Annotated in this window: 8 protein-coding genes and 1 rRNA gene; 4 read left to right on the top strand and 5 right to left on the bottom strand. The window is 66.3% G+C overall.

Features of this window, described 5'->3' with window-relative positions; all coding sequences use genetic code 11:
- Positions 1–77: 77 nt before the first annotated feature.
- Positions 78–1612: ribosomal RNA gene (locus tag SFB74_RS29670) — 16S ribosomal RNA — on the bottom strand.
- Positions 1613–2336: 724 nt separating this feature from the next.
- On the opposite strand from SFB74_RS29670, the gene SFB74_RS29675 reads away from it, so the two are divergent.
- Positions 2337–4238, top strand: a complete 1902-nt coding sequence (locus SFB74_RS29675; protein WP_432727983.1) for an ATP-binding cassette domain-containing protein — start codon at positions 2337–2339, stop codon at positions 4236–4238.
- Between the two features lie 87 nt (positions 4239–4325).
- Positions 4326–6053 carry a phospholipase D family protein gene (locus SFB74_RS29680; RefSeq protein ID WP_432727984.1) on the top strand — a complete coding sequence of 576 codons (1728 nt, stop codon included), beginning with the start codon at positions 4326–4328 and terminating at the stop codon, positions 6051–6053.
- Between the two features lie 9 nt (positions 6054–6062).
- Here the strand turns inward: SFB74_RS29680 and SFB74_RS29685 are convergent, their stop codons facing one another.
- The 4 genes from SFB74_RS29685 to SFB74_RS29700 form a co-directional block, all read right to left on the bottom strand.
- Positions 6063–6983 carry a copper chaperone PCu(A)C gene (locus tag SFB74_RS29685; RefSeq protein ID WP_432727985.1) on the bottom strand — a complete coding sequence of 307 codons (921 nt, stop codon included), beginning with the start codon at positions 6981–6983 and terminating at the stop codon, positions 6063–6065.
- A gap of 32 nt (positions 6984–7015) precedes the next feature.
- A complete protein-coding gene (locus SFB74_RS29690; protein WP_432727986.1) occupies positions 7016–9307 on the bottom strand; it encodes a TonB-dependent receptor in 2292 nt (763 codons plus the stop codon).
- A gap of 116 nt (positions 9308–9423) precedes the next feature.
- Positions 9424–9795 carry a DUF2946 family protein gene (locus SFB74_RS29695; protein ID WP_432727987.1) on the bottom strand — a complete coding sequence of 124 codons (372 nt, stop codon included), beginning with the start codon at positions 9793–9795 and terminating at the stop codon, positions 9424–9426.
- Positions 9796–9806: 11 nt separating this feature from the next.
- Positions 9807–11009 carry a TraB/GumN family protein gene (locus tag SFB74_RS29700; protein ID WP_432727988.1) on the bottom strand — a complete coding sequence of 401 codons (1203 nt, stop codon included), beginning with the start codon at positions 11007–11009 and terminating at the stop codon, positions 9807–9809.
- 64 nt (positions 11010–11073) lie between these two features.
- Between SFB74_RS29700 and SFB74_RS29705 the strand changes: the two genes are divergently transcribed.
- Together SFB74_RS29705 and SFB74_RS29710 are read left to right on the top strand one after the other, a co-directional pair.
- On the top strand, positions 11074–11487 hold the full coding sequence (locus tag SFB74_RS29705; protein ID WP_432727989.1) for a VOC family protein: 414 nt from the start codon (positions 11074–11076) through the stop codon (positions 11485–11487).
- 4 nt (positions 11488–11491) lie between these two features.
- A complete protein-coding gene (locus SFB74_RS29710) occupies positions 11492–12664 on the top strand; it encodes a toxin-antitoxin system YwqK family antitoxin (RefSeq protein ID WP_432727990.1) in 1173 nt (390 codons plus the stop codon).

Consider the following 12664-nt stretch of genomic DNA (forward strand, 5'->3'; position numbering starts at 1 on the left):
TATCTTCACATGAAGACAACCGACTTCTTCCAACAACCGATAAGTGTGGGCGTTTAAATTAAATTGCCTGTTTCCAGAAAGGAGGTGATCCAGCCGCACCTTCCGATACGGCTACCTTGTTACGACTTCACCCCAGTCACGAACCCTGCCGTGGTAATCGCCCTCCTTGCGGTTAAGCTAACTACTTCTGGCAGAACCCGCTCCCATGGTGTGACGGGCGGTGTGTACAAGACCCGGGAACGTATTCACCGTGACATTCTGATCCACGATTACTAGCGATTCCGACTTCACGCAGTCGAGTTGCAGACTGCGATCCGGACTACGACTGGTTTTATGGGATTAGCTCCCCCTCGCGGGTTGGCAACCCTTTGTACCAGCCATTGTATGACGTGTGTAGCCCCACCTATAAGGGCCATGAGGACTTGACGTCATCCCCACCTTCCTCCGGTTTGTCACCGGCAGTCTCATTAGAGTGCCCAACTGAATGTAGCAACTAATGACAAGGGTTGCGCTCGTTGCGGGACTTAACCCAACATCTCACGACACGAGCTGACGACAGCCATGCAGCACCTGTGTTACGGCTCTCTTTCGAGCACTAAGCCATCTCTGGCAAATTCCGTACATGTCAAAGGTGGGTAAGGTTTTTCGCGTTGCATCGAATTAAACCACATCATCCACCGCTTGTGCGGGTCCCCGTCAATTCCTTTGAGTTTCAACCTTGCGGCCGTACTCCCCAGGCGGTCAACTTCACGCGTTAGCTTCGTTACTGAGTCAGTGAAGACCCAACAACCAGTTGACATCGTTTAGGGCGTGGACTACCAGGGTATCTAATCCTGTTTGCTCCCCACGCTTTCGTGCATGAGCGTCAGTACAGGCCCAGGGGATTGCCTTCGCCATCGGTGTTCCTCCGCATATCTACGCATTTCACTGCTACACGCGGAATTCCATCCCCCTCTGCCGTACTCCAGCAATGCAGTCACAGATGCAGTTCCCAGGTTGAGCCCGGGGATTTCACAACTGTCTTACATCACCGCCTGCGCACGCTTTACGCCCAGTAATTCCGATTAACGCTTGCACCCTACGTATTACCGCGGCTGCTGGCACGTAGTTAGCCGGTGCTTATTCTTACGGTACCGTCATTAGCCCTCTTTATTAGAAAAGGCCGTTTCGTTCCGTACAAAAGCAGTTTACAACCCGAAGGCCTTCATCCTGCACGCGGCATGGCTGGATCAGGCTTGCGCCCATTGTCCAAAATTCCCCACTGCTGCCTCCCGTAGGAGTCTGGGCCGTGTCTCAGTCCCAGTGTGGCTGGTCGTCCTCTCAGACCAGCTACAGATCGAAGGCTTGGTGAGCCTTTACCTCACCAACTACCTAATCTGCCATCGGCCGCTCCATTCGCGCAAGGTCTTGCGATCCCCTGCTTTCATCCGTAGATCGTATGCGGTATTAGCACAGCTTTCGCTGCGTTATCCCCCACGATTGGGCACGTTCCGATGTATTACTCACCCGTTCGCCACTCGCCGCCAGGATTGCTCCCGCGCTGCCGTTCGACTTGCATGTGTAAGGCATGCCGCCAGCGTTCAATCTGAGCCAGGATCAAACTCTATAGTTCGATCTTGATTTTTGCGCCCCATCTCGCGATGGAGCAAAACTCACAAAAACGGAATTGAAGTGAACTTCACTTCTATTCTCATGAGCGTTTTAAGTCTTGCGACTTGTTCCGAAGAACTTGTGCAATTACCTTCAAACGCCCACGCTTATCGGCTGTAATTTTTTAACGATCACCGAAGCAACTTGTCGTTTACTTCGTTTGCTTGCTGCGATCAGCGAAGCCTTGTAGTCTAGCACGATTTTTAAAGAATCGCCAAACTTTTTTTCGCTTTCTATTTCTTCGTTATCCGCAGCTCACAATTTTCATTGTCAGCCGCCGAAGTCATTTCAGCGGAGCCTTGCAGTCTAGCACGATTTTTTCAAATCTCACCAAACTATTTTGGCTTTTCGCATCGACCAACTTCTTTCGCAACCCGCAACTTTCATTGCAAGTTGCTGAAGCAGTTCGTTTCAGCGAAGCCTTCGATTATGCACCGTTTTTTCAAACCGCGTCAACTTTCGAAGACTTTTTCTTCAGCCCATCCAACCAACCCCGAAGAGACCGACTGGACCTGAACACCAGAGGCATTCAGCAGCGAAGCCCACGAGTATATGACAGATTTTGGTCTCCGCAAGACCCTCCGAAGAGAAACTTGAAACGAGCCCGCTCGAGCGCTCCTACACATATAGAGAGAAGCCGCCCGTCGCCAGGCCCCGTCATTGGCTCCTCCGATAATCCGCGCCACATGGCACTCATCACACTCCTCGACGCGCAGCTCGCGTTCGGTCACGTTCCGCTGCTGGATCATGCGGACTTCTCCCTTCTCGAATCGGAGCGCGTCGGCCTGATCGGCCGCAACGGCGCCGGCAAGTCTTCGCTGCTCAAGATACTGGGCGGCCTGGAGAAGACCGACGACGGCACTCTCCAGCTGCAGCAGAACCTGCGGGTGGCCTATGTCGCCCAGGAACCTGCATTGGACATGGATGCGGACGTCTTCACCGCAGCCAGCCAGGGCCTCGCCCCCGTCATCGCCGTGCGCGATCTCTATCTCTCCGGCGCCGATGGCCTCGACCTCGACGCCCTCCAGTCCCAGATCGAAGCCTTCGACGCCTGGAACTGGGAGCAGCGCGTGGAAGAAACGCTGCACCGCCTGCACCTCGACCGCGATGCCCGCGTCGGCTCCCTCTCCGGCGGCACCCGCAAGCGCGTGGCCCTCGCCCAGGCCCTCGTGGCCGCCCCTGACGTCCTCCTGCTCGACGAGCCCACCAACCACCTGGACCTCGACTCCATCGAATGGCTCGAGCAGCTGCTGATCGACTTCAAGGGCAGCGTCGTCACCGTCACCCATGACCGCAGCTTCCTGAACCGCGTCGCCACCCGCATCGTCGAGCTCGACCGGGGCAAGCTGGGCTCCTACCCCGGCAACTTCGAGCAGTACCTCGCCCAGAAGGAAGAGCAGCTCGCCCAGGAGGCGGTCATCAACGCCAAGGCCGACAAGCTCCTGGCCCAGGAGGAAATCTGGATCCGCAAGGGCGTGGAAGCCCGCCGCACCCGCAGCCAGAGCCGAATCACCCGCCTGCAGGAACTGCGTGCCAGCCACGCCGCCCGCCGGAACGTGCAGGGCAGCGTCAATATGGACGTCGCTTCGGGCCAGGCCAGCGGCAAGATCGTGGCCGAGCTCACCGATGCCACCAAGTCCTTCGGCGAGAAGACCGTGATCCGCAAGTTCAGCGGCACCATCCTGCGCGGCGACAAGGTCGGCCTGCTCGGCCCCAACGGCGCGGGCAAGACCACCCTGCTGAAGCTGATCCTCGGAGAACTCGAGCCCGACAGCGGCAAGATCCGCCGCGGCACCAACCTGCAGGTGGCGTACTTCGACCAGATGCGCGACAAGCTCGACCTCGACGCCACGCTGGAAGATTTCATCAGCCCCGGCAGCGAGTGGATCGAGATCGGCACCCAGAAGAAGCACGTCAAGAGCTATCTCTCCGACTTTCTCTTCTCTCCGGCGCGCGCCAACTCCCCCGTGCGCTCGCTCAGCGGCGGCGAGCGCAACCGCCTGCTGCTGGCGCGCCTGTTCGCCCGTCCGGCCAACGTGCTGGTGCTCGACGAACCCACCAACGACCTCGATATCGACACCCTCGAGCTGCTCGAGAGCCTGCTGCAGGACTACGACGGCACCGTGTTCCTCGTGAGCCACGACCGCACCTTCCTGGACAACGTCGTCACCAGCACCATCGCCTATGAAGGCGACGGCCGCTGGCGCGAATACGAAGGCAGCGTGCAGGACTGGCTGACCCAGTCGAAACGCGCCCGAGAGATCGCCGAGCAGCGCCTCGCCGCATCCGCACCGCCTGCGGCTCCCGCGCCTGCCCCCGCCGCCGAAGCCCCCGCATCCAAGGCAGCAGCGGGCGCCCGCAAGAAGCTCTCATATAAAGAGCAGCGCGAGCTCGACGCCCTTCCCGCCCAGATCGAGGCCCTCGAGACCGAGCAGAAGCGCATCACCGAAATGCTCGAGCTCGACGGAGGCGCCATCTACGCCACCGACTCCTCGCGCGCGGCCGAGCTGGCGGAGCGCCACGCCAGGATCGACGACGAGCTGCTCGCCGCCATGGAGCGCCAGGAAGAACTCGCCGCCGGGCGCTGACACCCGGGCACGCCCGCCGTCCGACGCGCAGCGGGCGCGGACTAGGCTATATATGCGGCACCGCCCTCCAAGCCCCGGGAAAGCCGCATGCCTTCTTCCTTCCAGACGTTCTTCCGCCGATCGACCGCACTGCTGGCGCTGCTGATCCTCGGCGCCTGCGCGCAACTGCCGCAGAACGTCGACCGCCCCGTCTCGACCGCGCTCTCCGCGCCCGCCACCGGCACCGCCCTGGCCGACCTCGTGCAGCAGCGCCGGCAGGCCGAGAAGGCCCGCTACGAATCCGGTTTCCTTCTTTTGGGTGGACCGCAGGCCGCCTACGGCAGCCGACTCGCGCTGATCGAAGGCGCCCAGAAGACGCTCGACCTCCAGTACTACGCCATCCACGCCGACGCCAGCACCGGCCGGCTGGTGCGCGGCCTGCGCGCGGCGGCCGAGCGCGGCGTGCGGGTGCGCGTGCTGCTGGACGACTTCCACAGCACCGGCCGCGACGCGCTGGTGCTGGGACTGGCCTTCATTCCCAACATCCAGATGCGGCTTTTCAACCCGCTCGCGGGTTCACGCGATTCCACCTTCAGCCGCCTGCTCAACTCGATCGACGACGCCTCGCGCATCCAGCAGCGCATGCACAACAAGCTGTTCCTCGCCGACAACGTGCTGGGCGTGACGGGCGGTCGCAACCTCGGCGACGCCTATTTCGGCAACGCGACCACCGGCAACTTCGTCGATGTCGACGTGCTCGCGGCCGGCCCCATCGTGCAGGACCTTTCGCGCAGCTTCGACAGCTACTGGAACAACGAGCGCGCCTACCCGGTGCAGTCGCTGGTCACGCGCGAGGAGCTCCAGGCCATGCGCGACCGCGCGAAGAAAGCCGACCAGGAACTCGCCGACGAATCGGCCCGCCGGCAGGAAGATTCCGGAGCCCCCACCGCCGCCCAGCGCGCCCGCGCCTGGGACGAGAAGCCGCTGGACCTGCGCACCGCCACCTTCGTCTGGGCCCCGGCCGTGATGCTGGCCGACAAGCCCGGCAAGATTCCCGCCGACTCGGACCCCGGCAACACCAAGGCCCCCGGCCTCGTGGTCAGCCGCCCCGACGACAAGGCCGGCACCTCGCGCGGCGCGGCCTCGCTGGAAGCCGCCTCCGACCTCGCCGCCAGCGGCGACACCGTGGTCGAGGGGCTGCTGCAGCTCATCGGCCAGGCGCGAACCGACCTGACCATCATCTCGCCCTACTTCGTGCCCGGAAAGGACATGCTGCAGGCCTTCTCTGCCGCCCGCGGCCGCGGCGTGCGCATCCGCGTGCTGACCAATTCGCTGGCCTCGAACGACGCGCCGGTGGCGCACGTGGGCTACGCGCGCCACCGCGAGGAGCTGCTGAAGATGGGCATCGAGCTCTACGAACTGCGCAGCGAGCAGGCCAGCTTCGGCAACGTCTTCGGCGGCTCCTCGGGCGGCAGCAGCGCGGGAAGCACGGGCGTCTCGGGCGAATCGCGCGCGATGCTGCATTCCAAGGTGCTGGTGATGGACGGCCGGCTGCTGGTGGTGGGCTCGATGAACCTCGACCTGCGCTCGCAGCTGCAGAACACCGAGATCGCGCTGCTGATCCGCAGCGGCGAGCTCTCGCGCGCCGCCTCGGAGCAGATCGAGCGCGGCATGCGCGAGCGCTCATGGCGCGTCGAGCTGGTCGACGGCTCGCTGCTGTGGCGTGCGCCCGAGGGCAGCGGCCTGAAGGACGCCACCACCGAGCCCGACGCCGGCGCCATGCTGCGGCTGATGCTCAGGCTCTTCGGGCCGCTGGCGCCAGACCAGTTGCTCTGAAGCTGCCGCTCAGTGCTTGTGCTGGTGCGCGGCACCGCCCGCATCGGCACCTTCGGGCGCACCCACCGGCAGCGTGACGTCGAGCGCGGTCTTCACGCCTTTGGCGTCCTCGAACTTCAGCGTCATCGGCACGGTCGCGCCCTTCGCCAGCGCTCCCTTCAGGTCCATCATCATCACGTGATAACCGCCGGGCTTGAGCTCGACGGTCTGGCCCGCGGGCAGGTCGAGGCCACCCGAGAGCTCGCGCATCTTCATGGTGTCGCCTTCCATCTTCATCTCGTGCACTTCGGCAACACCCGCGGCCGGCGTCGAGATGCTCACCAGCTTCGCGCCGGTGGGCGAGGTCAGCTTCATGAAGGCGCCGGTGCCGCTCTGGCCCGGCACCGACTGGCGCACCCAGCCGTCGCGCACGTCGACCGTGGCCACGCCCTGCGCCACCACGTTCAGCTTCGCGGCCGGGCTCTTCAGGCCGGCGGTCGAGTTGCCTGAAGCCGGCACCTCGGCCCAGTCGGCCACGCCCACGTCGCAGGTCTGCAGCACCTTGAACCACAGCGTGCCCGGCGTCGCCGGCACCTTGCCGCGCAGCACGAACTCGGCGCGCTCGCTGCCGGACAGCGCGTTCCCGGGCGTCTCGGCGGTCCAGCGCACCTCGCCGTCTCCGTCCTTCGCGCTCTTCTGCACGTCGAGCTTCCAGCCCTTGCGCGCCTGCGCGTCGCTCAGGATGAAGCCCTTGGGCAGGCGCACGGCCAGGCCGGTGGTGGCCTTGGCGCCTTCGCAGGCATGGCCGACGCGGAAGGCGGCGTCGTAGTCGCTGCCCACGGTCGCGCCGCCCGGCGGCAGGGTCACGTGCGCCACGGCGGCGCCCATGCCGGCCAGCATGGCGCAGGCGGCCGTGGTCCTGAGGATGGCCATCGGAGTCGTGTTCATCATGTCGTGTGGTCCTTGCGGTTGAAGTGGAAGAGTCAGAGGTCGAACTTGAGTTCGGCCACGTAGGTGCGCTGCGGGTACGGGTGGAAGGCCCAGTACTTGTTGTTGTTCAGGTTGTCGATGCCGAAGGAGGCGCTCCACTGCCGGTCGATCCGGTAGCGTATGCGCGCATCGACCACGAAGAACTTCGAGAAGCCCATGTACGCGAAGCCGTTGGGGTCGCTGTTGTCGAGCGTGCCGTACTGCTTGCCGCTGTAGCGCGCGCCGACGGTGTAGCTCCAGCGGTCGTCGGGCCTGTAGGTGGCGAGCAGCGTGGCGCGCACTCTCGGCACGCGCGGCTGGTCGTGGCCGACGCTGACCGGGAAGCCGCTGTTGGCCGTGATCTTCGATCGCGTCAGCGTGAGGCTGCCGCTCAGGTCCAGCCCGCGCACGCCCACATCGACCGCGTTCAGCGCCACCTCGAGCCCGCGCGTGCGGATGGCGTCTACGTTCTGCACCGTGCTCACGAGGTTGTTGAGCGCCTGCGTGTAGAGCGCGTCCTTCGTGTTCTCGAAGAACAGCGTGGTGCGCAGCACGCCGTCGAGCCCCCAGCCCTTGAGGTCGCGTTCCGCGGTGAGCTCGGTGGTCCACGAGCGCTCGGGGCGCAGGTTGGGGTTGGTGTTGACGATGCGGTTGCCGTCGATCGAGCCCTGGTAGAGCTCGGTCACCGTCGGCATGCGCACCGCGCGGCCGGTCGAGGCCTTGAGCAGCCAGTCGGAGGTGGCCTGCCACGCGACGGCGGCCTTGGGCGAGTCGTAGCTGTTCTTGCGCGGCGAGAAGTTCAGCAGCGTGCTCGCGTTGCCGAGCTGGCCGCCGTAGGCCTCCCAGCGTTCGTGGCGCAGGCCCAGCGTGGTCTTCCAGTCCTTCGCGAAGCGCCAGGTGTCCTGCACGTAGAGCGACTGCAGCCGGGTGTTGCCGTTGAAGGCCGAGAACGGCGTGACGGGCGAGCCGTCGATCCAGTCCAGCGTGTTGCCCACGCTGGTGCGAAGCCGCGCCGTGTCCTGCTGGAAGCCGAAGTCGACCACGTGCGCGCCCACGCCCTCGGCCGAACCGGTGGGCCGCCAGGTGCCGGCCGCCTTGAAGGTGGTCCAGCCGGTGCCGCCCATGTCGGTGGTGCGGCCAGGGCCGCCGTTGAAAGCGCCAGGCAGCGGCGTGGTGGGCGTGCGCGAGGTGTCGCGCGAATAGTCGTAAAGGCTCGCGGCCACCTCCCAGTCGAACACGCCGCCGGTATGGCTCTTCACCGAGAGGCCGTGCATGTAGTGCGTGAGCGCGGTCTCGGTCGGTGCGAGCGCGGCGCTGGGTGAATCGAGGTTGTAGGTGCGCCCGCCGATGTTCACCCGCCCGCCGTACACCGGCCGCCCGAGGGCATCGCGCAGCCAGGTGTCGACGCCGCCGTGGGTGGTGTTGTTCCACGCGCCCAGCGTATAGGTGGCGCGCACGGTGGGCGAGAAGTCGTAGGCCACCTTGAGCTTGGCCTGCTCCTGCGTGGTGTCGTAGATGGTGGAGCCGCCCACCAGCCACCAGGGCTGGTTCGACGGGTTCAGCCCGCCCACTGCGCCGGTGACGGGTGTGCCTGCATTGCCCACCGTGCCGGCGCTGACGAGCCGGTTGCCGAACACCAGCGCCTGCCCCTTGCTGTGCGTGCGCGAGGCGCTGAGCCACCACGACCAGTCGCCGCTGCGGCTGCCCAGCGACAGGTCGAGCTGCTGGCCGGCCGGCGAGGAGTGGCTGTTGTACAGGTCGAAGTTCGACACGAAGCCGCTGAGCTTGACGTGCGCCTCCAGCTTCGTGGGCATGCGCGTCACGTAGTCGACCACCGCACCCACCGAGTTGCCGGGGTACGCGGCCGAGAAAGGCCCGTAGAGCACGTCGACGCGCTCGATCTCCTCCGGCGACACCATGCCCCAGCGCGGCGCGTAGGTGGCGCCGTTGCCCAGCGGGTTCGACAGCATGATGCCGTCGGCGTACACCATCGAGCGCGCGCTGTTGCCGGTGCCCGAGGCGCGCGTGGCCAGCACGGCATGGTTGAAGTCGCCGATGTAGCGCTTGCGCACGACCAGGCTCGGCAGGTACTTCAGCGCGTCCTCGCTGTCGGTGGCGTTGACGGTCTCGACGATCTGGTCGTGCGTCACGCCTTCGATGGTGGTGGGAATCTGCGCGGGCAGCGAGGTCGGCCGCCCGCCCGTCACGGTGATGGTGCTCAGCGTGCGGCCGCCGGGGCCGCCTTCAGGCGCGTCGGCGGGCTGCGGCTGCTGCGCCAGCGCGGGCGCGCCAAGGGGAAATGCCATGGCGATCGCCAGGGCGCGGGAGTGCTTTTTCAAGGGGAACCTTCTCCACGAAACTTCGAGCCGGACAGGCCGCGCAAGCGCATGGACGCGCGCACACGGCTACGGTTTTGAGAGCGTCAGGAGAAAGTCGGGGGCCCGCGCGCCGGCAGCGGCGCGGCGGTGGCCGCGGCCAGGCGCGCGGCGGGAATGGGCTGGACCACGCGGCCCAGCGGCAGGGGAAGATCGAAGACAGGGGCGGCCATGGCCGGCGGCGGCGCGCCGGTCAGCACGCACAGCGGGCAGTCCATGTGCGAGGCGCCCATTTCCTTCACGCCGTCCTCGGTGTGGACCACCACCTTGATGGAGCCCGCGCCGGAGCACACCAGCTCCATGGCCTGCGGGTTCACCAGCGGCGAGGCCACCGCCACGCCCAGCGACATCACGAACCACAGAAGCACCCATCGCCCGGCAAGGGCAATGGAGCGGGTGGATCGGAGCAGCGCGTGCATGGCGGCCGCGATTATCTGCGCACTTTGCCCTTGGCGGCAGGGGCCGCGGCCTTGGAGGCCGTTGTCTTGGTGGCTGCCTTGGCCGGAGCCCGGGCCCCCCCCTTGGCAGCGGCGGGCGCCGCCTTCGCCGACTTTCCGCCCCTCGCAGCCGCGGCGGGCGCAGCCTTTCCGCGCTGGCCCTTGACCGCCTTGCCGCCGCGCGCGGCCCTGGGAGCGGGCGAAGGCGCCGCGAGCGCGGGCATCGGCTGCGCCGTCTGCTCCTGCGCGTTAGTCAGCACCGGCGTCACGGTGAAGCCGCGCGCCGCCATCAGCGTGGGCAGCCCCTGCGGGCCGATCATGTGCAGCGCGCCCACTGCGGCGAACACGCCCTTGCCACCGGCGTGCAGGCGCTCGATGCCGTCGGCGAGATTCGGGTTGCGGTCGTCGAGCAGGCGCTTCAGCAGCCGCTGCTCGGCGGGCGTCTTGAGGCAGTCGCACCACTCGGGATAGCGGGCCAGCCTGGCCGCATCGCTGCGGGCCCAGACGTCGGCCAGTTCCTTGATCTGGCCGCGCAGCTTGCCCGACTCGAGCTCGTCGAGGGCTGCGTCGACCTGCTCGGCCTCCTCGGCCTCGGAGTCGCCGGTCAGCACCTTGATCTGGTCGGCTGCATTCTCGAGAGCGACGATGGTCTTGTTGCTGTTGCGCGCGGCAACCGCCAGCGTCTCGTCCACGCCGAATTCCGGATAGAGGCCGTCGGCGCGCCCCACCAGCCCGGCCAGCGCCGTGACCTGCAGGATCGGCTGCAGCTTCGACAGCGAACCCGGCGGCACGCAGGCTTCGCTGTTCTGGCGCTCCAGCCGGCGTGCGCGCTCGCCGCTGATCATGCGGGCCAGCAGCTCGGGGTCGGCCGGGCGGGCCATGGCGCGCGCGGTGGCTTCGTCGCGCATGTCGAGTTCGAGCGCGACGGTGTCGCTTTGCGTCAGTGCCCTCTGGATGATGGGGCCGGGCCGCACCCAGTCGCCGCGGCCGATGTGGATGGTGCCGTAGAGCCACGAGGTGCGCCCGTCGCGCTCGATGCGCCAGAGCACGCCGCGGTCGATGCCGTTGCGCAGGGCGACGCCGGGCTTCTCGAGGCTGGCGATGGCGGAGGGCGGGCAGGCGGCCTGGGCCGCCCCGAAGGTGAAGAGAAGAGCGATGCCGCACAGGGGCGCGGCGAGGATCCGGAGTATCCGCAAGGCTTGCTCCACGATGAAAGAAAGTCCGGCATTCTCACAGCACCGCTGCCCATAATCCGAAACCATGCAGAGCATCTTCCACCTTGCCTTTCACGTTCGCGACCTCGACGTCGCCCGCAGCTTCTACGGCGACGTGCTCGGTTGCGCCGAGGGCCGCAGCACCGACACCTGGGTCGACTTCGACTTTTTCGGCCACCAGATTTCTCTTCATTTGGGCGAACCCTTCGCCACCGCCCGTACCGGCCGCGTCGGCGACGTGATGGTGCCCATGCCCCACTTCGGCCTGGCGCTCGCGCTGCCCGACTGGCAGGCCATGGCCGGGCGCCTCGAGGCCGCCGGCACCGACTTCGTACTCAAGCCTCAGGTGCGCTTCGAGGGGCAGCCGGGCGAGCAATGGACGATGTTCTTCCTCGACCCGTTCGGCAATCCGATCGAGGTCAAGGGCTTCCGTTCCCTGGACACCCTCTACGACAAGTAAGCAAATGATCCCGCGCCCGGCCGCCGTCATCGCGCCCCTCGCGCTGCTGTGCGCCACCCTGGCGCACGCGCAGCTCGACTGCGAGCTCAACGGCCGCCCCGTAAACCCCGACAACGGCAGCAGCACCGCGGGCAAGACCGGCCTGCTGCGCTGCAAGGACCGCACGAGCGGCGAGCTGCAGCGCGAGGAGCAGATCCAGAACGGCGTGTCGATGGGCCTCGTGCGCATCTACGAGAAGGGCAAGCTCGCCAGGGAGCAGAGCGTCAATGCCAAGGGCAACCTGCAGGGTCGCGCCCGCGAGTTCTCGCCCACCGGCCGCGTGCTGCGCGACGCCACCTACGACGACGGCCAGGAGCGCGGCCTGGTGCGCAGCTTCTACCCCGACGGCAAGCTGCGCCGCGCGATCTTCTATCCCACCTCCGACACCGGCGGCGGCAACGAGCGCGCCTCGGTCGAGTTCACCGAGCACGGCCAGCTCGCGGCCCTGCGCTGCGCCGACGCGCCCACGCTGGCACCGGTGGTCGACGACGCCAAACTCTGCGGCTTCTCGGGCACGGGGCCCTCGCAGGTCGACCTGTTCGATGCACGCGGCACCCTGCGCTCGCGGCTCGCGTACGTGTCGGGCAAGCGGGTGCGGGCGCAGAGCTTCTACGACAACGGCAAGACCTCGTCGCTCGACGAGACCGTGGGCAACCAGCGCACCGAACAGAGCTACTCGTCAGAAGGCGTCAAGCGCCGCGAGACGGCCTTCCTGCTGGTTGAACGCGCCAGCATCCGCGTGCGCGAGCAGGCCTTCTCCGAAAAGGGAACGCTGGTGCGCGACCAGCGATGGAACAGCGCGGGCGAGCCGATCGTCGACGACAGCTACTACCTCAACGGCCAGCCGCGCAGCAAGTCGGCCTACAGCGGCAGCGGCGACGCGCGCGCGGTCGAGATCACCGAGTTCTACGACAGCGGCCAGCGCGCCGCGCAGGGCCGCTACGAGATCCAGGGCCGCAACCGGCAGATTCCGGTGGGCACCCACCAGCGCTTCAGCGAAAAGGGCACGCTGCTGGCCGAATCGAACTTCGACGCCAAGGGCCGCGTCACGCGCGAGCGTGCCTGGGACGAGAACGGCGAACTGCAGCGCGACGACGAAGTCTTCGAGGACGGCTCGCGCAAGGCGTACACAAGATAA

This window comes from Variovorax xiamenensis, from assembly GCF_050916385.1.
Taxonomy (GTDB): domain Bacteria; phylum Pseudomonadota; class Gammaproteobacteria; order Burkholderiales; family Burkholderiaceae_C; genus Variovorax.

Bases quoted from the DNA above. Each gene is read 5' to 3' on its own strand.
- SFB74_RS29675 (WP_432727983.1), top strand. From the start codon at position 2,337: ATGGCACTCATCACACTCCTCGACGCGCAGCTCGCGTTCGGTCACGTT.
- SFB74_RS29680 (WP_432727984.1), top strand. From the start codon at position 4,326: ATGCCTTCTTCCTTCCAGACGTTCTTCCGCCGATCGACCGCACTGCTG.
- SFB74_RS29685 (WP_432727985.1), bottom strand. From the start codon at position 6,983: ATGATGAACACGACTCCGATGGCCATCCTCAGGACCACGGCCGCCTGC.
- SFB74_RS29690 (WP_432727986.1), bottom strand. From the start codon at position 9,307: ATGGCATTTCCCCTTGGCGCGCCCGCGCTGGCGCAGCAGCCGCAGCCC.
- SFB74_RS29695 (WP_432727987.1), bottom strand. From the start codon at position 9,795: ATGCACGCGCTGCTCCGATCCACCCGCTCCATTGCCCTTGCCGGGCGA.
- SFB74_RS29705 (WP_432727989.1), top strand. From the start codon at position 11,074: ATGCAGAGCATCTTCCACCTTGCCTTTCACGTTCGCGACCTCGACGTC.
- SFB74_RS29710 (WP_432727990.1), top strand. From the start codon at position 11,492: ATGATCCCGCGCCCGGCCGCCGTCATCGCGCCCCTCGCGCTGCTGTGC.